This is a genomic window from Adlercreutzia mucosicola DSM 19490 (assembly GCF_000422625.1).
GTDB classification, from domain to species: Bacteria; Actinomycetota; Coriobacteriia; order Coriobacteriales; family Eggerthellaceae; genus Adlercreutzia; species Adlercreutzia mucosicola.
In genome coordinates, this window is record NZ_KE383895.1 from 339,050 (window position 1) to 361,446 (window position 22,397).

General features: G+C 61.3%; 14 protein-coding genes and 3 pseudogenes. 6 read left to right on the plus strand and 11 right to left on the minus strand.

Translation table 11 applies throughout. The annotated features are described in order from the left end of the window. Positions 1 to 418 precede the first annotated feature (418 nt). The 3 genes from G503_RS15275 to G503_RS0112475 all read right to left on the minus strand — a co-directional run bounded on the left by G503_RS15275 (position 419) and on the right by G503_RS0112475 (position 5,344). Entirely contained in the window at positions 419 to 1,831 is a 1,413-nt protein-coding gene (locus tag G503_RS15275; protein WP_051191275.1) for a S1C family serine protease, read from the minus strand. Positions 1,832 to 2,220: 389 nt separating this feature from the next. Then, positions 2,221 to 3,744: an ATP-binding protein gene (locus G503_RS0112470; RefSeq protein ID WP_028027818.1), complete on the minus strand. Its 1,524-nt coding sequence runs from the start codon at positions 3,742 to 3,744 to the stop codon at positions 2,221 to 2,223. A 55-nt stretch (positions 3,745 to 3,799) separates the two neighbouring features. After that, positions 3,800 to 5,344 carry a vWA domain-containing protein gene (locus tag G503_RS0112475; protein WP_028027819.1) on the minus strand — a complete coding sequence of 515 codons (1,545 nt, stop codon included), beginning with the start codon at positions 5,342 to 5,344 and terminating at the stop codon, positions 3,800 to 3,802. A gap of 331 nt (positions 5,345 to 5,675) precedes the next feature. Between G503_RS0112475 and G503_RS15285 the strand changes: the two genes are divergently transcribed. From G503_RS15285 to G503_RS0112500, 4 genes are all read left to right on the plus strand, one after another. Further along, the gene (locus G503_RS15285; RefSeq protein WP_051191277.1) at positions 5,676 to 8,108 is read left to right on the plus strand and encodes a hypothetical protein; all 2,433 of its coding nucleotides are present in this window, start codon (positions 5,676 to 5,678) and stop codon (positions 8,106 to 8,108) included. A 302-nt stretch (positions 8,109 to 8,410) separates the two neighbouring features. Next, entirely contained in the window at positions 8,411 to 9,679 is a 1,269-nt protein-coding gene (locus G503_RS0112490) for a chloride channel protein (RefSeq protein ID WP_028027820.1), read from the plus strand. A gap of 90 nt (positions 9,680 to 9,769) precedes the next feature. After that, on the plus strand, positions 9,770 to 10,120 hold the full coding sequence (locus G503_RS0112495; protein ID WP_051191279.1) for a hypothetical protein: 351 nt from the start codon (positions 9,770 to 9,772) through the stop codon (positions 10,118 to 10,120). After that, complete coding sequence (locus tag G503_RS0112500; protein ID WP_028027822.1) at positions 10,110 to 10,760, plus strand: GSU2403 family nucleotidyltransferase fold protein; 651 nt, start codon at positions 10,110 to 10,112, stop codon at positions 10,758 to 10,760. Before G503_RS0112495 ends, G503_RS0112500 begins: the two co-directional genes overlap by 11 nt. Positions 10,761 to 10,781: 21 nt before the next feature. Here G503_RS0112500 and glsA read toward each other — a convergent pair whose 3' ends face one another. Next, positions 10,782 to 11,747: a glutaminase A gene (gene glsA, locus G503_RS0112505; protein WP_028027823.1), complete on the minus strand. Its 966-nt coding sequence runs from the start codon at positions 11,745 to 11,747 to the stop codon at positions 10,782 to 10,784. A gap of 267 nt (positions 11,748 to 12,014) precedes the next feature. On the opposite strand from glsA, the gene G503_RS0112510 reads away from it, so the two are divergent. After that, positions 12,015 to 12,641, plus strand: a complete 627-nt coding sequence (locus G503_RS0112510) for a GNAT family N-acetyltransferase (RefSeq protein ID WP_028027824.1) — start codon at positions 12,015 to 12,017, stop codon at positions 12,639 to 12,641. Between the two features lie 111 nt (positions 12,642 to 12,752). Here G503_RS0112510 and G503_RS15290 read toward each other — a convergent pair whose 3' ends face one another. The 5 genes and pseudogenes from G503_RS15290 to G503_RS0112530 all read right to left on the minus strand — a co-directional run bounded on the left by G503_RS15290 (position 12,753) and on the right by G503_RS0112530 (position 19,405). Further along, complete coding sequence (locus tag G503_RS15290; RefSeq protein ID WP_035023110.1) at positions 12,753 to 13,922, minus strand: Wadjet anti-phage system protein JetD domain-containing protein; 1,170 nt, start codon at positions 13,920 to 13,922, stop codon at positions 12,753 to 12,755. Further along, on the minus strand, positions 13,909 to 16,569 hold the full coding sequence (locus G503_RS0112520) for an ATP-binding protein (protein ID WP_371821127.1): 2,661 nt from the start codon (positions 16,567 to 16,569) through the stop codon (positions 13,909 to 13,911). Before G503_RS0112520 ends, G503_RS15290 begins: the two co-directional genes overlap by 14 nt. A 498-nt stretch (positions 16,570 to 17,067) precedes the next feature. Then, a pseudogene (locus G503_RS16970) lies at positions 17,068 to 17,271 on the minus strand (ATP-binding protein); the annotation flags it as partial. Further along, positions 17,268 to 17,933 carry a DUF4194 domain-containing protein gene (locus G503_RS0112525; protein WP_051191282.1) on the minus strand — a complete coding sequence of 222 codons (666 nt, stop codon included), beginning with the start codon at positions 17,931 to 17,933 and terminating at the stop codon, positions 17,268 to 17,270. The gene G503_RS0112525 and the pseudogene G503_RS16970, both read right to left, overlap by 4 nt. Continuing rightward, positions 17,930 to 19,405 (minus strand): DUF3375 domain-containing protein, encoded by a 1,476-nt coding sequence (locus G503_RS0112530; RefSeq protein WP_028027827.1) that lies wholly within the window; start codon positions 19,403 to 19,405, stop codon positions 17,930 to 17,932. Before G503_RS0112530 ends, G503_RS0112525 begins: the two co-directional genes overlap by 4 nt. Positions 19,406 to 19,604: 199 nt before the next feature. Here G503_RS0112530 and G503_RS0112535 point away from each other — a divergent pair, with 199 nt between their 5' ends. After that, positions 19,605 to 20,831, plus strand: a complete 1,227-nt coding sequence (locus G503_RS0112535) for an ATP-binding protein (RefSeq protein WP_028027828.1) — start codon at positions 19,605 to 19,607, stop codon at positions 20,829 to 20,831. 161 nt (positions 20,832 to 20,992) lie between these two features. On the opposite strand, the pseudogene G503_RS15295 reads toward G503_RS0112535, so the two are convergent. Both G503_RS15295 and G503_RS16975 read right to left on the minus strand, forming a co-directional pair. Beyond that, positions 20,993 to 22,018 (minus strand): annotated as a pseudogene (locus G503_RS15295) (IS110 family RNA-guided transposase); the annotation flags it as partial. A gap of 14 nt (positions 22,019 to 22,032) precedes the next feature. Then, positions 22,033 to 22,170: pseudogene (locus G503_RS16975) on the minus strand (IS110 family transposase); the annotation flags it as partial. Between the last annotated feature and the right edge of the window lie 227 nt (positions 22,171 to 22,397).

Here is a 22,397-nt window from a genome sequence, read left to right on the forward strand (position 1 = left end):
GCATTCGGGCGCCGATGAGAGTCGGCGCCTTTTTTGTGCGAGACGCGGCGTTCGCCAACTGGCCAAAATGAACCACTTCTCGTCGGATTTCGGATCAGAAAAGCGCCTCCTGAAGAATCTCGCCTGGGAGAAGACAGTTTCATTGGGCGAAAAACTACGAGAAGTCCCTCAATTTGGTCAAACGTAGCACGTGCTTCCTGACGGATGGCCAAAACAGGGTACTTCTCGTAGGATTTTGCATCAAGGAGACATCTCTCGAAGAATATTACCTGGGGAAACTCTAGCCTTCCGTAGTAAAAGGTACGAGAAGTGCCCAGTTTTGGCCAAATGCGGCGCGGGGCGCGCTTCTCTCCCGAAGCGCGCCCCGCTTGTTGATGGGCGGCAGGCGCGGTACCCGTCACATGTTTCGCGATGCGGCTTAGCGCTGGCCGAAGAGGTCGTCCAGGTTCAGGCCGCGGCCGTCCTGGCCGTAGGGGTCGCCGTAACCGTAGCCGTTGCCGCCGTCCTGGCCGTAGCCGTAGCCGTCGCCCTGCTCGGGCATCGACTGCTCCAGCTGCTTCTTGGCCTCGGCTGCGGCCTTCTGGCTGGCGGCGTCATCGCCGAGGGTCACCTGGATCTCCTGCTCCTGGCCGTTGCGGTTCACGGTCAGCGTCACGGTGTCGCCCGGCTTCTCGCCGCGCACGGCCAGCATAAGGTCGCTCGCGCCTTCCACCTTCTCGCCGTTGAGGGCCGTGATGATGTCGCCCTCCTGCAGGCCCGCGGCCTCGGCACCGGAGCCCTGGGCCACGCTGGCCACGTAGGCGCCGCTCTCGGCAGGCAGGTTGTAGCTGCCGGCCATCTGGTCGTTCACCGTGGACAGGCTCACGCCGAGCTGGGCGTGGGTCGGGGTCTCGCCGGCGATGATCTGGTTCGCGAGATTCACCGCGTAGTTTGCGGGAATGGCGAAGCCCACGCCGGAGTAGTTGCCGGAATAGGAGGTGATCAGCGTGTTGATGCCGATGAGCTTGCCGTCGGAATCGACCATGGCGCCACCGGAGTTGCCCGGGTTGATGGCGGCGTCGGTCTGGATCATGTTCGGGTAGATGGTGACCTCGCCCGATCCGCCGGCCTGGGCCGAGGTGCTGGCGTCCATGATCTGGGAACGGCTCGTGGCCGACACGATGCCCGTGGCCACGGACTGCTCCAGGCCGAAGGGAGCGCCCAGGGTCATAACCCACTGGCCCACGGTAAGGTCGTCGGAATTGCCGATCTCCATGGGGGTCAGGCCGTTGGCATCCTTGGCCTTCAGCACGGCCACGTCGGAGGACGGGTCGGCGCCCACTAGCTCGGCGTCGTAGGTGTTGCCCTCGATGGTCACCTTGAAGGCCTGGCCGCCGTCTACCACGTGGTTATTGGTGATGAGGTAGCCGTCCTGGGTCATCACGACGCCGGAGCCGGTGCCCATGGCCTGGAGCTGGCCGCCCGCATCGGCGTAGGTTTCCACGAACACCACCGACGGCAGGCACTTGGCCGCCACGGCCTCGGCGAGGGTCTCGCCACTGGCAGGCGTGAGGGCCGCCTGGCTCATGGGGGCGGGCTCGTTTGCGGCCTCGGCGGTGGCGGGGTTGATGACGGCGCCGTTGATGCCGAGGGCCAGCATACAGGCCATGGCCGCACCGGCGAAGCCCGTGAGGAAGGTGCGGCTGCGCTTCGACTGGGCGCCGGGCACGGTCCCGGCCACCGACGCGGCCACCGAGCTATCGATGTCGAAGGTGGGGACGCTGTCCGCGATGAGCTCGGCGGGGCGAGCGTGGTTGCCGCGAGGAGAGGGATTCGTGTTGAAGTTCGTCATGATGGCTCCTTTTTGAAGGGGTCTGTCTTTTGCTGGAGCGCAGACTATCATGGCGAAACACGGAAGATTGGCCGCAGCAACCCCTCGTCATGCTCCCGACACGCAGATACACCAGCGGGAGTAGTCCGCAGGGATGAGGGGGCGCCGATGCCAGGGTGCGCCGATGGGGGGGGGCACGCTGATGCCGGGCCGAGCCCATGCCGGGACGTGCCGATGCCGGGCCGAGCCCATGCCGGGATGCGCCCCGTAGGGACGGGCTTCAGCCCGCCCGCGCTGGGGCCACGGGAGGTGGGGCATTGCCTGCGTACGCAGGGGGATAGAGCAGGCTGAAGCCGCTCCTACCTCCCCTCTCGCCCGGGGACTCGCACGAGGATGGTGGGGCTTTGCCCCTACTCCTCTTCCAGGGTGATGCGGTCGATGCGGGCGGCCAGGTCGCTGCCGCGCTCGTAGAACTGGAGGTTCTGGTTGTGGGCGAAGTAGCGCTCGCAGCCGTGGTCGTTGATGAAGGCCATGCCGGCGCGGCTGACCGACAGGTCGGTTACCAGCATGAGCATCTCCTGGCCCTCGCCGAAGGCCTCTTCCACGAACTTGAACACGTTGTCCAGGGCGGCCGCGGCGTCATCGATGCTGCCGTCCAACGCGTCTAGCCGCTCGTTGAAGCGCTCCCGCAGCAGGTTGAACGTGGGTCCCTCCGGTCGTTCGGCCCCGGTGCGCAGCACCTCGTCCAGCAGGCCGATGGCCCGCTCGAAGGAGCGGTAGCGCTCCTCGGTAAGTAGGCTCGCGGCCCGCTCCGTATCGCGGTCGTGGGCCAGGGCCGTGGCGGTGGCGCGCATGAGATCGGCCCCGTTGCCGTTCTCGGCCACTCCTGCGACAGCCAGGCGCGCCTTCAGGTCGGCCAGCACGCCGTGGGTGAACGCCGCGGCCTTCTCTTCCAACACCGCCTGGCGCAAACGGCCCACCGTGGCATCCACGATGAGCCCCATGACGGCCACGCGCTCGTCGAAGGGCGCCCGCCGTGCCCGCTCGGCCAGGCCCGTATCGGCCGTGCCCTCGAGAATGAGGTCGATCTGATAATCGCTGCGATACTTCGTGAAGAGGTCGTAGTACATCGCGAACCGCTTCGCGATGTCGCCGTTCTGCACGTACTGCTCCACGAGCAGCTCGTCGACGGCCAAGCCCTGGGCCTCGTAGAGCTTGATCATGGCCGACAGGTCGTCCCAGCCGCGGGCCGTGACGAAGGATGCGCCGTCGGGCGTGGCCTCCACGGCGTAGAAGTGGTTGCGCTCGATATCGAGGTAGGTGATGACGGCCGGGTGCACTTCCGCTGACACGGCGAATTCGCGCCACACATCGTAGTCGGGCTCCACCTCGATGCGTTTCAGGCGGTCCCAGGTGGCGATATCGAAATCGTGGGCCGTGCGGTTGTACTCGGGCGGGTTGCCCGCCGTCACCACGATCCACCCATCGGGCACGGCGTGACGGCCGAACACCTTGTACTGCAAGAATTGCAGCATGGCCGGGGTAAGGGTCTCCGACACGCAGTTGATCTCGTCCAGGAACAGGATGCCCTCGGGACGGCCCGTGGATTCCATCGCCTCGTAAACCGAGGCGATGATCTCGCTCATGGTGTACTCTGACACCTGATATTCCACGCCGCCATAGGTCTTCGTGGCGATAAAGGGCAGCCCTAAGGCGCTTTGGCGCGTGTGGTGGGTCATGGAGTAGGACACGAAGCCCACTTCCAGCTCCTGGGCGATCTGCTCCATGATGGCCGTCTTGCCGATGCCCGGGGCGCCGAGCAGAAACACCGGGCGCTGGCGGGCGGGAGGCAGCAGGTAGTTGCCGAACTCGTCCTTGGTGAAATAGGCCACCATGGCGTTCTTGATCTGCTGTTTTGCTTCGCGGATGTTCATAGGGGCTCCTTTACGGACGGCGGTTCGTGAAATGGCGGCGAGGGAAGAGCTATGGTCAGAGGGGCTCCTCTTCTAATACGAAGGTCTCGTCCAAAACGACTTTCATGGCCCACGGAGGCACCGGGGCGCTGGCGGCGGCATCGTCGGAATCGAGGAAAACGAAGGCGGTCTCAAAGGCGGGGCGCCGGGTGGGATAGGTGCCCTGGCCGTCGGTGAAGTAGATGAGGCCGCCGAGGTCGTTCAGCTCGCCAGCCGCGAGCGCTTCGTCCACGTAGGCGAACACGGGACGGAAATCGGTGCCCCCCAGGCCCTTGATGACAGGATTTTCCAGGTAGTCTTCCAAATCGCGCAGGCAGGTGATGCGGGCCACGTCGGTCACGGCGGCATCGCACTGGATGACGAGCACGTTCATCTTCGAGAAGAAACTCGTCTCGTCGGCGAGGATAGAATAGGTGCGCTCGATGAAGCGCCGCACGAGGCCGTCTTTGGTGGAGGCCGAGGTGTCGATGGCGATGACGAAGTCGCGGATGCGCTTCTCCTCGGCGAATTCCACCGGCTCCACGAGGGGCAGGTTGCCGTACAGCTGAAGGCCGTAGGTGTAGAAGACGTAGTCGAACTCGTCGTCGTTCACGCGAATCTGCTCGCCCATGCGGGAGAACTTGCGCAGGAAGGCGCGGTAGTCGTGCTTCTCGCGGGTGACCTTGCGCAGGTTCATGGCCAAGTTCGAGCCCTCGATGCCCCACAGCTTCGCGTAGGCGTCCAGCTGAATGCCCATTTCCAGGGCGGCGTTCTCCCACTGCTCGCGGGAACGGTCCAGCTGCACCGTGTCGGCGAAGCGCTCGCCGATGGCCCGGGCGGCGTGCTCGGGGGCCTCCTTTTGGGTGATGTCGGCGGCATCCATGGCACGATGGGCCTTGTGGCTGTAGGGAACGTCGGCGGCCTCGTCGGGGATATCCATATCGGTGCCGGGGGTGTCGGCCGCACCGGCGGCGGCTCCGCGTTGGCCCTCGCCCTCGGCGGCCTCGCCCTCGGCCAGGTTGCCGTCGTCTCCCTCGGCCACGGTGGCGGCGTGCCAGGGGCGATGGTCGTCCACGGAGAAGCGGGCTGCGAGGCGAGCAAGTTCCTCGGCGCTTGCGCCCGCAGCGCGGCGCTCGCGCAGGGCCGCGTAGACGCGCTCGGCGGTCATAAGGCCGGCTTCTTCGGCCATGCGCTCTAGCTCGGGGCGCGAGGCGGCGGCCGTTGCCGTGCGCGTAGCGGGAAGATCCAACTGGTTGATAACCGATTCCACCACCATATCGCAGGCAATATCCCACAGATCGGGCTCCACATTCGCGCCAGGATACAGGTGCAGGAACACATTGTGCAGCACCACGTGCAGGTAGGAACGGGTGGCCTCGGCGCTGTCGCGGGCATAGGTGCGGGCCCAGGTGGCCGGGTCGAAGCGCAGGTGGGCGCCATCGGTGGCGAAGGTGGCGCCAGGCGCGGGCAGGGGAGCCAGCCGCGCGAAGGCGGCGCTCATGAAGCGCAGGTTCACCAGAAGGCCGTTGCGCACCAGGTCGAGCGCATCGAGGGCCAGCGTCTCCATCTCGCGTTCGTGCACCGTGCCCCACTCCTCTCGCTCTCGCGCACCGCGCCGGGCTCCTCTTGCAAGGAGAGCACTCTCGACTTTTCTGGCCAAAAAGGCCTCGAGTGAGCTCTTTCTCTCGCGAAAAGCAGAGAAACGAAGCCTTCTTTGCGAAATCTGGCGACAAAACAGGGCCAAAATCGCACGAGAACGCCGTTTTGCGGGTCAAGAGCGCTCACTCGAAGCCTTTTTGGCCAGAAATCGGCAAAGTGCTCTGTCGTTGTGCCGTTTCGTGGCGTAGTGTAGCATGGGGCGCACACGGGGTAAACAGCCTGCGAGCATCGGAATTGGGAAGGTGCACAAAACTATGGACGGTAATGCTCTGGTCTTTCGCGACGCAACTTCTTCCATCGACAATCTCATTGCGCGGGCGCAAGAAAACCCGCTGGCGCTCTCGCTGGCCGATGTGATCCTGGAAGAGCCAGGCCACGCCATTGAGGGCGAGAACTGGCGCCCGCAGCTGGCCCCCTATAAACCCTGGGTGCACGATGCGGCCCTGGACGAGACTGACGAGCTTGATGGCACCGACGGCGATCTGCTGATCGTGGGCGCTCTTGGCATGGGCATTTCAGACGAGGAGCGCATGGCGCTGATCGGCGACGCGCTGCGCGGGGAGGGGGCCGGCGCCGCCGGGGCCGAACGGCCGCTCACGCCCCACGAGCTGTGGACGCTCGGGCAGACGCCCCGCTGGATTCCGCCCCATGAGCGTGAAACATCGCAAAACCGTGAAACACTTGAAAGTAACCGTGGAACAACAGATACATGCCGTGAAACAAATTTTACAGCCTGTGAAACATCAGGAATGGTGCGTGAAACATCGAGCGAAGCTGATGAAGCGCCGGGCGATCCCTATGAAGTGGCGGACGCTGACTATTTCGCTACCATGGTGCCGGTGCAGGTGCGCCGCGACGGTGATGGCTTCGCTCTGTCGGCCGTGCACCTGTCGGCTTTGGCCGACCATGGGCTTCCCAGCGATCGGCTTATCGTGGTGGTGCCGGCGTTCATCGACGGAGTGCCCGTGGTGCGCATCGCGTCGGAGGCCTTCGCCCGGCGCTTTACGAGCGGGGCATCGGTGCGGCTGCTCGTGGTGCCCGACACAGTGGAAGTGGTCGGCGCCCAGGCCTTCGGGTCAGTGTGCGCCGAGGTGGTGTACCTGGGCGCGGGCGTGCGCGTGTACGACCCGGCGCCGCTGGACTTGGCGCTGCCCAACCCGCGGCTGACAGCCCGGCGTTACCGGGTAAGTCCCGCCAACGAGCGCTTCGTCGTGGTCGGGGACTGTTTGCTGGAGCGAATTGGGGCCGCTTCGTCCCCGAGCGTTGGGGTTGCCGCAGGTAGCGCGGACGGGGGAGGCGGCAACATCGGCGATTGCCCCATCAATGGTGCAATCGGGCGGCGCACTGCTGTCAGTGGAGGCCCCGTGGCCGATGACGACGGGAGCGTTTTCCGCCTGTTGTTTGCGGAGGCGCCCTATGGCGAGCGGCTTGCCTTGCCTGATGGCGTGCAGATCGTGGGGCCGGCCCTGCTGGCGAAGGGGGTGACCCCTCCCCACGTCATCGATGCTCCAGCATCGCTGGCCCGTGTTGATGGCACCGTGCCTCCCGAGACCGTGTGGCGTGGCGACGACCCGGCAGCCCTTGCCCGGGTGGTCGCGCGCTGCGGCGGCCGCGTGACCGACTTCCAGGCAGTGGAAGATGCCCAGTGCTGGTACGGTTTCGCCGCGTCCGCGTCCGCAGCCATGCCCGTGCCCGTGCCCGTGCCTGCGTCCGCGCCCGATGGGATCGAAGCGGCCGTCGCCGGCTCCCCTCCGGCACCATTCGCGGCCGCTTCAGCGTCTTCTGCCTCCCGCGAAGCCCATCTGGTGGCCGGGCCGCCGGCGCCCGATTCGGTATCGCGCCAGTTCTCGTCTGCGGCCCATGCGCGGATGCGCGGCGCGTCCGATGTGTCGGCTCGGGAGGCGGCGGCCAGCGCGGCCAGCGCCATGGTGGCGCCTGTGTCGGCAGCCGACCGTCTGGCGTTGCCCCGGACGGTTGACGGCGCTCCGCTCACGATCATTGCCGAGCGGGCCCTCATCACGGCACCGGCCACTCTTGCCATCCCCGACACCGTGCGCGCGGTGCGCGACGGCAACGCCTGCAAGGGCACGCGCAAGCTCATGCTGCCCGAGGGCCTGCTCACCATTGGCGCCCACTGTTTCTGCTCGCGCACGCTAGCGGGGCCGGTGCTCATTCCGGCCAGCGTTGCCAGCATTGGCGAGGGCAGCTTCGAGTACGCCGTAGTGCGTCTGGCCGCGGCCGATGCCGTGGTGCACATCACCTCCGACCAGCTCATGAGCTGCTTTTTGGAAGCGCCCGACGATGGTATTCCCTTCGATTTCGCCCGCTACGACGATCAGCTGCTTGTGGGCCGCGGTCTGCCCGACCACCTGGGAGCACTGCTCCATCGCCTGGCCGCTCCCTTCCGCTTGGCGCCCGCGATGCGCGACCGTATCGTGGAAGCCCTGCGCGAGCGGACGGCCGAGGCGTGCCAGTACGTGGCCCGCGAGGGGGACATCGCCATAGTGCGGGCCCTCGCCGACGCCGGCTTCCTCGATGACGGCGATCTCTTCGACCGCCAGATCGAGCGCCTTCGTGCGAGCAACCGCACCGATTGCGTCCTGTTCCTCATGAACTGGCAGCACGATCGTTCCGAAGCCGCCCGCGCCGCGGCCCCCCAACGGGCCCGCGATCGCTTCGCGCTGTAGGTACTGCTCGGGTTGGGGCGGGAAAGATTGCTAGCCAAAAGGGGGCCCTTTGTATGGGTTTTCCGCGGCTGACTTCCTACAAAAGCGAAGAATCCCCTGGTCACGTTTGCTTGCCAAGCATGTTAGCCAGAGCATACCCATACAAAGGGCCGCTTTCTGGCTACAAAAGTTTGGAAGCGGGGCGGCGAGCTGTCTGCGGTAGAATGGGCGGCTAGAAGGCGGGGGTCGACAAGCAGCAAGGGGCAGGTGCGGAGCGACAAGCGACAAGCATCACCCGGTGCGGGGCGAATGAGGGGGCAGTCATGGGAAAACTGGCGGCGAAAGCGGGGCACGGGGCGCTGTTCGGGGTGCTCACGGTGGCGCTCGGCGGGTTTGCGGGGGCCTTTGCCTGGGCGTTCTTCTTTCTCATGAACCTCGGTATCGATCTTCTGTGGGTGAAGGCCCCGGCTGCCCTGGAGGCTCAGGGACTTCCCGCCGTCGTGTACCCGCTGGCGTTCTGCCTGGCGGGCGGCGTGATCATCGGGCTCTTCCAGAAGCGATGCGGGGCCTATCCCGAAGATATGAACACGGTGATGGCCCAGGTGAAGGCCACAGGCCGCTACGAGTACCGCCATCTGGGCGCATCGTTTACAGGCGCGCTGCTGCCGCTTTTGTTCGGCGGCTCCATCGGCCCCGAGGCGGGGCTCACGGGTGTGATCGCGGGGCTCGCCACCTGGGTGGGCGACAAGATGCGCTTCATGGGGTCGCAGGTGCGCGAGCTGTCGCAGGTGGGCGTGGCGGCCGTGGTGTCGGCCACGTTCTCGGCGCCCCTGTTCGGCCTGGCCGCGCCCCTGGCGGGGTATGCCGACGAGTCTGCGGGAGCGGCTCCGTCGACCATCGAGGTGCCCCGGGCGACGAAGCTGGTTGCCTACCTGCTCGCCATCGCCGGGGCCCTGGGGGCCATGGTCAGGCTCGGGTCTCTGTTCGGCCAAGGAGGAGGCCTGCCCCATTTCTCCGCCATCGCCATCGGCGCTTCGGAACTGGCCTGGGGCATTCCCCTTGCGTTGCTGGGGGCTGCGGCCGGGTGGCTCTTCCACGGCAGCGGCCGGGCCGTGCGCGGGCTGGCTGGCCGCCTGGGGGATCGCCCGGTAGCGAAGGCGATGGCGGCCGGAGCGTTCCTCGGCATGGCCGGTATCCTGCTTCCCTTCACGATGTTCGCCGGCGAGGCCCAAACCGAACAGCTCGCGGCCACGTGGACCACGTTCAGCGCGGCGGCCCTCATGGCCACGGGGTTCCTGAAGGTGATCGTCACCCAGGTGTGCCTGGGCCTGGGCTGGCGCGGCGGCCACTTCTTCCCGATCATCTTCGCCGGTATCGCCATCGGCTACGGCGCCGCGGCGCTTATGGGCGTCGACCCCGTCTTCGCCCTGTGCGTCACCACTGCCGGCCTGACCGGCTGTGTCATGCGCCAACCGCTCATGACGGCGCTGCTGCTGTTTCTGGTGTTTCCCGTGAAGGCCGTCTTCGTGCTGCTGGCCGCTGCGGCCATCGGCGCCCTCATTCCCGTGCCGAAAGGCTGGCTTAAGGGGTAGCGTCTGTGCCTCTGCGAGAAGTTGGCCATGAATGCTCGAGTAGGAACCTTTGTGAGGAATGCAATGTTGTCCCACAAATGATTGACAATCATGGTTTTGTGGGGCAACATTCATGGCATGGACGAAACGAACATCATACGCGACACGCTTCTTGAGGAATTGGAGCGCAACGAGCGCTCTCAGGTCATTTACGCGCGAGAAATTGCCGTTCTGCCACGAGGGAGCGTCACTGTGAGAATGCGTGCAGGACACCCTTACTGCTATCTCAAGTTTCGCGAGGGCGACAAGGTGATCACCCAATATGTGGGCCCAGAGGAAAAAGTCGGCGACGAACTTCGCGGTAACGTGGAACGTCGTCGATCGCTCCAGGATGTTCTGAAGCGCCTTCGTCGCGAGCATGCCTTCATTGAGAAGGCTTTGGGGAGGAAGCATGAGGCATGAAGAGGTGTTCTGGGATTTAATAGGCGGCCTCGAAAAGGCAAATCTGCTGCCTTGCGTGATGGTCGTCGGCAGTTGGGCTGAATATCTCTATACGTTCTATTTCGGCGAAGATTATCTTCCAAATCTTAAGTCCCATGACATCGATGTGTTTTACGGCAATCCCTATCTCGAGGTTGATGGCAGCGAGCAATTGGCGACGGAGATGGCCAAGGCGGGCTTTCTTTCTCCGACCGAAGGCGGTTGCTTGCGGGCTTTCTACAAAGAGGGGCTCGAGGTGGAGTTTCTTGCGAGCCAGATGGGGACCGGTCCAGGGCTGGTGAAGATTCCCAACACCGAGGTGGTTGCCGAGAAACTGGCCAACACCGACATGTTCAAACCCCTTTTTGTTACGGCTCGTGGATACAAGATCAAAGTCCCTTCGCCCGCCTCCTATCTCTGTCACAAGCTTTATATCAACAGGGAGAGGCGGCCTGCTTCAAAAAGGCCGAAGGATATTGAGGCCGTGCGACTCCTCCTTGCTTATCTTCAGGAACAACCTGAGGAGTTGATGGCGCTTGGGGCGTATATCGATTCGCTATCACAAGAACGGCGGCAGCGTATTCGCGAAACTGCCGCCGCCCATGGACTGCTGTTGCCCTGAAGTAAAAGTTTTCTTGATGCGTTAACCCGCCAGCTCGTAGTGGGTGTTGCTGAAGACGTTGAGGCTCAGCGAGTTCATGAGGTGCTTCAGGGCTGCCTGGGCCTTCACGGAGTTGCCAGCGTTGTCGAGCGGCGGGGCGAAGGCGCACAGGCCGCACAGGCCCGGCACCACGCCGATGATGGCGCCGCCCACGCCGGTCTTCGCCGGCAATCCCGCGGTGTAGAGCCAGTCGCCGGAGTGCTGGTAGAAGCCCGCCGTGGCCATGAGCGAGACGATCTTCGGCGCCAGGGCGGCGTCGAATACCTGCTTGCCGGTGACGGGGTTGCGTCCGTCGGCGGCGATGGCCGCTGCCGATATGGCCAGCTGTTCGGCGGTCACGCCCAGCGAGCACTGGCGCGTGTACAGGTCGAGGGCCATAGCTGGGTCGTCGTAGAGGCGGTCGCAGTCGCGCAGCAACCAGGCGATGGAGCGGTTTTGGAAGTTGGTGGCGCTTTCCGACTGGTACAGCTCATCGATGAGCTGCGGCGCACCGCCCAAAAGGTCGGTCATGTTGTCCACGATGGCCTTCCACTTGGCCTCGGCGTTGCCCACGGGCTCCACGAGCGAGCAAGCGGCGATGGCGCCGGCGTTCACGAGCGGCGTGGAAGGATGGTCGTTTTCAAGCAGGATGGCGAAGATGGAGTTGAAGGGCAGGCCTGTGGCATCAGCGCCGATCTTCTCCAGCAGCGACTGGGCGCCTTGCTGGCGCAGCGCGAGAATGGCTGTGTGCACCTTCGATACCGATTCGATGCCGAGCCGGTAGTCGGTATCGCCCACGGAGATGACGCGCCCGTCGGGCAGGCAGACACTGATGCCGAACAGGCCGGAATCCACGTTGGCTAGATAGGGAATATAGTGGGCGTTCTGGCCGCCTTGGAGATCTTTGCACGCGGCGTAGGCATTTTCGACGGCGGTTTTCAGCTGGTCGAAGGTGATCGTCTTGACCATGGTGGGCTCCTTGAAACGGGTGGCGGGGGCACGGGCTTCCATCTCTGACGATTCCCATCATAGGTCGCAGATGAGAGCGGCAGCCAATGGCCCCCACCCCCGTTAGCGAACCGTTTCGGAAGGGCGGGATGGCTTCGCTGGGCTCAACTCGTCCTCTATGAGGTAATGCTGTCGGGCGTTTTTCGATTCCCGACGACCTAAGGGAGGGTTGTTGGGTGGGGGTGCCGTGGTAGGGTGAGGCCAAAGGCGCGACGGAAGGGGCGAGCGATGCTGACAGTGCGCAGGGCGCGTATCGACGAGTTCGATGCGGTGTTGGACTTCTACACTCAGATGATCGATCAGATGCAGGGCACCGACTTCGATGTACGTTGGCGTCACGGCGAGCATCCATCGCCGGCGTTTCTGCGAGAATCGCTCGAAGCCGGCCAGGTGATCATCGGCCTTCTCGGCGAAGGAGAGGATGTGAAAAGCGCGGGATGTGAAGTCGCGGCCAGTGAAGCAGCGACGAGCGGGGCCGGCGTCTCGCCGGCGGGTGCGGTCGACGGCGAAGGTGCCGTTATTGCAAGTGCCATGGTGGTGAACCACGAGGGGGCTCCCGGCTATGCTGCCGTGTCCTGGGACGTGGACGCGGCGCCCGAGCAGGTGGGTGTGCTGCACGTGGTTGCCACGCTGCCGGCTTATCACGGTCGCGGCTTCGCGCGGCAGCTTCTCCGCGGTGGCATCGAAATCGCTCGCGGCGACGGGCTGGTGGCGCTGCGCCTGGACACCTTCCCCCATAACATTCGCGGCCGAGGCCTGTACAAGTCCTGCGGATTCACCGACCACGGTCTGTGGACCGTACACTACCCAGCCCTCGGCGACATTCAAGTCGTCATGTACGAGCTGCTGCTTTAGAGGTTGATGCGGACTCACGAGAGCCTCTGTCTCGTATGATGGGTGAACTTGGGATGGAAGGTGAGCTTTTGAAAGGATGGACTGTGTAGGAGGCAGTGGGGCTCCTAAGCACTAGATCGCTTCGAGGATTCTTTCGCAAACATACTGGTAAGGGAGCCTTTCTTGTTCCAATCGGAGGGCTGGGCTTGTAGAGGTGAGTTTTTCAAACACCGCCCATTCGGTTGGTGTGAGATGATCGAGTTGACCGTGGAACGGCTGAGGTTCCTGCACGCAGAGATCAAGATGGCTTTCAAGCGTATCCAGGTCCATCATGATGGACCTGGCGTGGGGCAGGTGTGTGCGAAGACGGCTGAGAATGGCAAAGCCATGGGAATCGAGGTCGCCCCAATAGAAAACTCTTGCCTGATGTAACCAGGATACGCGTGCCAGTTCGTGCACTGCATATCCTGATCCATGGATGCCAATGGCTCCCGAGAGATATGGGAGGGTTAGGAGGCTGATAAGGTTTTCGCAAATTATCACGAATGCCGGGGGACTTTGAAGGCGGTCCAATTCTTCTGGAGAAGCGGAAAATTCGGAGAGTCCTTTGAGTGTTGCAGCTGGATCAAGCAAGCGCGCGCGAAACTGACTGGGGGCAGCAAGGTTGATGCAGATTGTACGTCCCGTGACGATCGCTCCAAGTCCCCACACGAGTTTTTTGTGCGATTCTACCCATTTGGTGTCAATACCGCGAATGGGCATCTCCCGTGCGTAACAACAGGTGCTGGGGTGCTCTTGGAGCCAAAGCATCACAGCCAGGAGTTTGCTCCAGTTTTCGTCGGACAGCGATACGAACGCTTTTATATAGGGCTGGACAAAGGGAATTGCGCCGCATTCGGCTGCGCGCAGGGACAGAACCTTCTCGGCCAATTCCTTCGTACGAAGGATGCACCGTGTCCATAAATCCTCTTGGCGGCAAAATGCCGCGATGGATTCCTTATTGGGTAAAGTCAGTCTGATGGGAATCGTTTGTGTTCCCGCCGCCGGCCAGTTCCGCTTCGAATATGCAACTTCGAAAGAGGTGCCGACATCTTTCCAACTTCTCACCCATGCCATTGTTTGGTCAAGGTTGCGCAGAGCCTGCGCTTCGGTGGGAGGGGCAAGTCCGATTGTTTTTGATGCGCCATCATGCTCGGAGGAAGTCCCATTTAAGAGCTGGCTGACAAGCTGCTGAGCCCAAAGCGGGTACATTTTTTCGAAGTATCGAGCCATCTTGTCGCGTGCTTCCTCAACGCTCAGCATCGATCGCCTCCTTAACGCTATCATCTTCGAACGCAAGGACTGAGATGTTTGATCGACTGTCTTCGTTTTTGTTTACATACACAAATGATCCGACGTAGTTTTCGAGTGTCTTGAGCAGTTTCACGGGCGTGGCAAGCACCATGTGGAATCCAAATGTCTCGAAGATACCCATAGCCATTTTTGCGAAATAGGGATCGGCTTTGTCGAAGGCTTCATCTAAAACAACTGTGCCGTAAGAAGGGGTGGCACTTTCTTCCAGTGCCAGTTGGTATCGCAAGGCGGCGGCTAGGCAAAATATGACCAGCTTCTGCTTTTCGCCGCCAGAAAGGCCGGCGTCATTAGCATGGACGTTGCGCACGTTGCCTTCGGGCGTGATTTCTTGTGCGATAAAGGTAACGTGCAATCGCGTGTCGAGACACTGAGTGCGCCACGTCCGATCGGCATACTCCGAGGAACTGAGTCTGCCTATGAGGGACTCCAGCGCTGTATATTTTTCTTCGGCAGCCGTTATATCTTCGGCGTCCCAACTTCCTTCAACGATGTTTCGAAGATCAGCTAGAAAGTCCTTTGCTTGATTTGGAAGACTTTTTTGCACAATTATGTTCAAGTAAATACCAGGGGCATATTCGGACAGCGATAGGGATTTGTTGACGGGATTGAGCTTTTCCCGAATATCGGCGAACGCATTGCGAATGGCGGAGCTGAGTGCGGTAATGCGGTCGCGACTAAAGTCGGTGAGTACTTCGAGGAACTTGTTTTCGTAGTCGGGAAGGCCGATGGCTTTAATTCTGTGAAGAATATCTAGGTAGCCGTCGATCTCGCCTCCCCCTAGTCCGAGATCCGCCGATTGAGAGGGCCAGCTGCGTTTGAATTCAGTCTGGATGCTCTCGATTTCCTTAAGTGCTTGGTATTTGTCTGCTTGGGCTTTGCTGCAGCTGCCGGCCAAGGTGCTCTTAACGGCCGATGACGCTTTCCAGAGTATGGCTGCATCATCGAGGTACGCAAGACCAGTGTCTGAGAAAAGCCGCTCGAGCCCTAGACGGTCGGCCTCTTCAAAGGTGCAACTTCCGGAGAGGCCTTCCTGAATGACCTGCTTATTATGCTTGCAGTTTTCCCGCTCTCTGATCGCGTTGGCAAGGGCACTTTCTGTTTCTGCGAGAGACCGACGCCCTTCCTGCTCCTGCGTGGTGGCATGCTCCAGTAAGCACCTTGTCTCTGCAAGTTTCGAACTGCGTTTTTTGAGAAGGTCAATCTGTTTGTTAGCTCGTGCGAGATCGTCTGTCGCAGTTATGCGGTCATAGCTTTCCCATACTGCGCCCTCTAGGGAAGCGGATAGTCGCGCAATGACGGCTACCTGCTGAATGAGCCGTTGCGTGGTCGCTTTTTGTTTCGCGGCCGCGATTTCAGCCTCTTGAAGATCGTGCAGTTGATCAGACAAGGTGGCGATTTTCGCGTCGTTGGTGGTGCCTAAAAGCCATCGGCTTTTATCGTTCAGGTGTCTTTTGTCGTCTTTTACGTGGCGATTCCCACGCTTTATAAGACCTTCGCGCGTCAGAGAGTATTGATGATGTGCCATTTCGTCGGGAGTGTCGACACATTCATAGTTGAATTGGCGACGTAATTGGCGGTTGACCCATTGTGCGAATTCCGGATGGGCGGTAGCGTCGGCGACGACGAGCTTTCGCGCGCTTGATCGAGGGGAGAGCGAGACAACGGGAACTTCGATCTGAGCGGGAATGGATTCGAATTCCAATCGCAAACCCAGATGGTTGTTGTTGATCCACGTGCGAGCAGCTCGGATTGCGTTTTCGGGAACGAGCATGACGAGCGATTGGCGTCCGATGAGCCGCTCGAGGGCGCCGTGCCATTCGCTTTCCGAAGGAGCAACATCCAAGAGCTCTCCGAAAAAGGGGAGATCGGCATCATTAATGCCCATCGAACGAGCAATTTGCTGACGGACACGATGATACTCCGCTGGGATGTTGGTCGGCTTTCGGCGCAGGTGTTGGAGTTCTCGTTCGATGCTCTCGATCTGCTCCTTTGCCTTTACGATATCAGATGCTGCGTTCGTGTCAGCTTGGGCGATGCTGTCGAAATCTTCCCGAGCCTTTTCGGCAATGCTGGCTATGTGTTTTCGCATAGCCTCAAATTCATTGCGAGTAGTTGGTAGTGAGACATCGGGCACGACTGAGAGATCGTTTTCCAGTTGGCGTTGGTTCCTCTCGACGTCGTCGAGTTTCATTTGGGCAGTGAGCGCATCGTTTTCTGCTTGGCTCAATGCCAAGCCGTTATTTTTGTCATACAAAGCCTGGGCGCGCTGTCGTTCGACGATGGCGCGATCGAGTTCTGCCTTACGCTCGATTCTTTCAGTTTCGAGTTGATAAGCATGTTGGATGAGGCGCTCCAGCTGGGCTTCTGCGATACCTAGTTCGAGGTGTCTCGTGAAGGGATCGAGCAGCTTGTCGAGACGCTTGTGCGTGTCCAACTGCTTATTTGCGGTGGTGAGGGCACGTTTCCAATTTTCAAGGGGTTCAAGGGTGTCTTTCTGGCGCCGTTGGTCTACTACGCCCGCGTAGGCATGCGAAAGTGAGGTGAATTGTTCGATGGCGGCTTCGGCAAGTTCAAAAGTGCGCGGCTCTTCCAGCATGAACCGACGGAACAGCTCATCAAGGGAGCCAAAGTTTTTTGCAGCCTGCGTTTTATGGAGCAGCTCCAGTGTTTGCGGACTGGCAATGCCCAGAAGGCGACAGAAATAAGTGGCGTAGGATGAGAAGTTCTTGGACACCTTGCCCTTGGCTCCTACCTGTCGTTTGAGGCTTGGGAAGTCCAAGCCGCGCTCTATGTTTTCGCGAAAATCAAGCAAGCTGGTGTGCCCGCGCGTAACTGCATAAGCGCTTGAGATGTCGGCACCGCTTACCGATCCTGATTTCAACTGGAAGAGCGCTATGAGGTTGACGGGCTCGAAGTAAGCGCTGTCCTCTTTGGCGTCGTGCTCGTAGCGTAGAAGAACTCCGCTCCACACGGCCTTCTCGCGTAGGTGGCGACTGACAATTTCCCCTGTGCCAGTCGCCTCATGTCCAAAGGCCCCGCGAATATAACTTACGAGGGACCGGTCTTCTCGCGAAGACGATTCGGTTTTGGCTGCAGCGTTGTAACGACGCTTGGAAGGTGGCGTAAGGACGGTGGCGATGGCATCGAGAAGGGTTGACTTGCCCGAGCCAGATTTTCCCGTGATGAGGGTGCCCCGACGATCGACGGGAATGATGTGATGTCCGCAAAAGGTGCCCCAATTGACAACCTCTATGACACCGAGGCGCCATTGCTCTGCGGGCGCGGTTTGCTCGCTCATAGGTTACGCTCCTCGGGGGCTGTCGCGCTTTCGCTTGAGATCGATTCGTCGAGAAGTTGTTCAATGCTTTCCGCCACAAAGTCTGCTTCGTCGGCGCCAAACACGATGGAAAGGACGGGCGAGACTTCGAAACGTGTCTCCGATTCATCAAGGGGCATCACAATGTTGTGGGTGCGCATTTTCGTCCAAGATTGGCTGAGCTTTTTTGCGAATGCTGCTTCATCGAGGCGCGCAAGCGGCCGATATTGGGTCAAGGAATCTAGCGTTTCGTTTTTATCTATGATGGCTCGGGCTTCGAGGGATAGAAGGAGTTCGCGCCGCAGGACGAGAAGGAGGAGCGTGTCGATAAGGCCCAAGTTGATGGAGCGTGTTGCTTTGGGGATGCTTTCATCCTGAGCTGGGGCATTTCTCACGAACGCGATTCCCTTGTCAACGTCTACGACAAGGTCGAGCAGAAGGTCGTTGCAGCGCTGTACGATCGTCGCGCGATTTGCCACAAGTGTCTTCCAGAGATCAGGGTGGCGATTTTCGTCCAAAAAAGGTCCCCGTATGAGTTGGAGGAGAACGCGTCGTCCTTCTAGCGACAAGACGCCTTGGTCGCTTTCCCATAACGTACCTGGTTTCTCAGTTTTGTCCTGTTGAATTTCGGTTACTGCGCTCACGAGACTACCTCCCGATAGAATTCGAAACGCGCTATTGTCGAGTGTTTCCATCTCCCATCCTCGGTTTCCCAGTGCACTTGCTCAGTCTCTGCGGTCTCTCTTCCTTGATCAAAGGCGAGACCGATAAGGCCTATAACGCTGGCAGCTCCTTGGGTAGCAGGGTGGTTTTTCAGTACATCACCTACCGAGATGGGTTGATATGGCGTCTGGGGTAGAGCGCGCAGGGTGGCGTTCACATTCGCCACTAGTTCTTCGAGGTCGATTTCAGTTTCACGAGCCTCTTCTAAAAGCTCGTTCAGAGTGAGTGGCGAAGCTGCGCAGGTCTCGATTTCCAAAAGGGGCTCCGTTTGGTTTTCGGCGGGGTTGCATAGTCTCCAGCGCGCAATGGGTTTCATCGATAGCGAGGTGAGGGATAGCTCGAATTTGAAATGGGAGCCCTGAGGACTGGTGAGAAGCTCGTGAATGCCGAGGAGGGCTCGATCGATGTCCTTTTTAATTTGTCGTTCGGTCTGATAACGCTGACTTTGCACAAACCGTTGCAGCCCGTGACTGAGTGATAGAAGCGCATCATTCACGTCGCCACTTTGTGCGAGAAAATTGCGAACAACGCCGTGCAGCTGCCGACGCTCCTGGGATGTGAGTGCCTCGGCGAAGTCTGTCTCCAAGATGGCGTTGATGTCATCTTGGAAGGATTCCATGAGATCGTTGTCGCGAAGCAATTCATAAAAGCCGCGAAACGATCGACCGGCGCTGGATTGCCCAATATGATCGATGCCGGCGAATATGTCGTTGAGAATATCTTGATGGTTTTCGCCGTAGCCGACGATGGTGGCGAAAAGGTCTTTGCTCAGTGAGAGAAAGTCGTCTTTAACGCGTGTGAAGTCGAGGGGGATTTCGTTGACGAGTGCAATAATGTCGCTGAGTTGCTCAAGACCGTCTTCTCCTTCGACTACCGTGAAGGTGCCATTTTCGATTTGCGCTAACTGCTCATCAAGAATGGCGCGCTGCGCCAGGAGAGCTTCTCGGCGTCTGTCGATGTCGGTGCTAGATGCGGTGGCTAGTGTCCGCACCGCATCCATAATAAGAGATAGTCGAGATTGGGTGGCCGCATGACGCGGTTGGATGAGTTGCTTTGCGAACGCAAGGGCGGCCTGGGTGCCGCTTGTCAGCTCGTACGACTCCTCCCGTCGCTGCTTTGCCGTCTGGCGCGCAAGATAGCCGTCCTTTCGCCATTGCTCGCACGCTTCGACACCGGTGCGGTCGTACTCGATGTTCGTGCGAAATCTGAGATCTTGCAGATCGAGTTCGACCATGCTCGCTAGTTCTGCTGCGGGCAATTGCCGGGTTTCATCATTGAAGTGAGTATCCAGAATAGCCAGAATGAGCGGGGCATTGCGGGCTCGAAGAAGACGCCAAGCGCTGCTTGCGTTCTGTGCATCGTGAAACATGCTGTATTGTGAGACAACGCCCATGGCCATCCTCGCATCGAGAACAATCAATGGAGCCATTCTAAGAGAAGATGCGGGGCTAAGAGGTGTGATTATGGGACATCTATGCATGCAAATTCGTTTAGTGCTAAAAAGTCAGCCGACTGAGTACTAGCAAACTTCAAAACATCGGCTAATTTTAGTTTTGTGATAAGATTAGCCGAGAAATGCAAAGAGGTGTTTTATGGAGTACATACCTCGAGATATTGAGGGGGAGTTTCTCGCCTATGCATCGGAGTTCCCCATTGTGCTGCTTACGGGAATGAGGCAGTGTGGTAAGTCGACGATGCTCAACCGTCTGGCCGACGCGGATCGATCGGTAGTTACGCTTGATGATTTGCAAGAACGACAACTGGCGCAAAGCGATCCGCAACTCTTTCTCCAACTCCACGAACCTCCTCTTGTCATTGACGAGGTTCAGTACGCGCCCGAATTGTTTCCGTATCTGAAGATATTTGCGGATGAGCATCCTGAGGCGGTAGGCGCCGTGTGGCTTACCGGCTTGCAGCCCTTCCCGCTGATGAGGCTCGCTGGCGAATCGTTGGCAGGTCGAGTGGGCATCCTCCATATGTACCCACTTTCGCAGCATGAGCTTTATGGGCACGGCCCTCTTGAGAAATTTGATTTGACGATTCCCGCCTTAAAAGAGCGACTTGCCGAGCGCAAGAGCGCGCTGCTCCCAGAAATCTATCGCCGGGCATTCCAAGGATGGATGCCCGCTGTGGCCAATGGGAGAAGCGGGAATCCAGGTCGCTATTACAGCAGCTATATGCAAACTTATGTTGAGCGCGATGTGAGAGACCTGGACAAGGGCGCCGATGTGGTCCAGTTTGCCAAGTTCATGGCTGCCGTTGCTGCTCAAGTGGGCCAATTGCTCAATTTGGAGTCGCTCGCTCGCGATGTGGATATTCCCCGGGCCAAGGCCCAAGAATGGCTGGGCATTTTGCAGCAGTCGGATATCGTCTTTCTGCTCCATCCCTACTCGAACAATGCCCTTAAACGTGCGATCAAAACACCCAAGGTGTACTTCACCGATACGGGGCTGGCGGCATGGCTTGGGCGGTGGAGTTCCCCCCAGACGTTGGAGGCGGGAGCGCTGAGTGGGCAGATATTTGAGAATTACGTTGTTGCGGAATTAGTAAAGAGCGTGGGAAACAGCGGCGACAATGCGTTGCTGTGGTTCTATCGTGATCGGGATGCGCGGGAGATTGATGTTGTCATGGAGCGCGATGGCAAGCTCTATCCCATCGAGATCAAGCGAAGCGCCAATCCTCAAAAGCGAGATGTGAAAGCGTTCGATCTTCTCGAGCGCTCACTCCTTACGGTGGGGGAAGGGGCCCTTGTGTGCATGAAAGAGCAGTTGGGTGCCCTCGATAGCACGTGCTTGGTCGTACCCGCTTGGGGTATCTGAGCGAAGACGATTGGTGAAGCGAGGGTAGTGGTGGCGTGGATGCCGGGCGGAAAGCGGGGGGTGTCTCTATAGTTTTGTCAACCCCTTGGCTGGCTCGGTGCAGCAGGGATTCGGGCGCACCGAGCCAGGCCCCCTCCGGGGGCCGCGGATCGGTGCGGCGCCTACGCGACGGGCTCCTCGTAGGGCCTCGGGTTCCTCATGATGGCCCAGATCACCTTGAGCCTCTTGCGCGCCACCGCCTTGAGGGCGGCGTTGTGCCGCATGTTCCTCGCCCGGCACTCCTCGTAGTACCTCCCGAACCTGTTCCCGGTGCCGACCAGCGAGTTGCAGGAGAATATGAGCAGGTTCTTCAGGGTCTTGTTCCCGCCGCGCTGCGGCCTGGCCGACCTGACGCTCGTGCCCGACTGGCTGTCGGCCGGGGCGACCCCGCAGTAGCTCGCGAGCTCGTCGTGGCTGGGGAGCAGCGAGACGTCGACGGCGGCGACCAGGGCGGCGGCCGTCTTCGGGCCGGCGCCCGGCACCGTGAGCAGGCAGCGGCGCGTCTCGTCGGACTCCAGCTCGGCGGCCATCAGGGCCCGCAGCTCGGACGCCTCCCCGTCCAGCGCAAGGATGCCGCGGGCGAGCATGCGGGCGAGCGCCCCCTCCGCCGGAGCCGACGGCCTCCCGGCCGACGCCGAGGCCGCGAGCGCGCCCCAGAGCCGCGAGCTGGCCGCCCGCGAGGCGCCGCCCGCCCGCTCGGCCACCGCCCTGAACCGCCTGATGCCCGCCTCGGCGCAGTCCGCCGGCCCCCCGATCTCGGCCAGCACCGCCGTGTGCCAGGCGCGGGAGGGGTCGACGGCGGCCTCCGGCGCGGGATCGGCCTCCAGGAGCACCGCCCGCAGGCGGTTCTTCGCCTGGGTTCTCGACCTCGTGCAGAAGTCCAGCTGGGAGGCCGGCAGCCGGACGGAGGCCGCCCGCGGGGCCTCCTCGGCGAGCGGCCTCAGCACGTGGGGCGTCCCCAGCGCGGCCCTCGCGATCACCTCGGCGTCTATGCGGTCGGTCTTGGCCACGCCGGCCTCGGCGTCGCGCAGGGCCTTCTCGGCCGATCCCGGCAGGTAGGCGACCGGGTTGCCGGCGGCGCGGGCCCTCGCGGCGGCCAGCGCGCCGATGTTGCGCTTCTGGTCGACCACCACCAGCGCCCCGAGCCCGCGCGCGCCAGCACGGCGTCCACGCCGGCCGCCCTGTTGGCGACCCGCCCGCTCAGGACCACGCGCCCCGAGGAGTCGATGCCGCGGGCCCAGTGCGACGCCTTGCCGACGTCGAGGCCGAGCACCGCCGCGGTTGTGCCCCTCTCTTCCATGATGTATCCTCTCCGAAGGCCGGCCGGCCGGTCCCGCCGCGGGCCCGCGACACCCACATTACCCGGCCGTGGCGCCGCGCGCCCGGCAGATCTCTATCAGTCGTCCGCCCGCGGCCTGGCCGCGCCGGTGGCAACACCCCCCGGGCCTTCTGGAGGGGCAGGGGCGAAGGGCCATCCGGCGCGGCCGGCCAGCAGCCCGTCAGGGCCGCCCCCATCGTAGCCTCCTC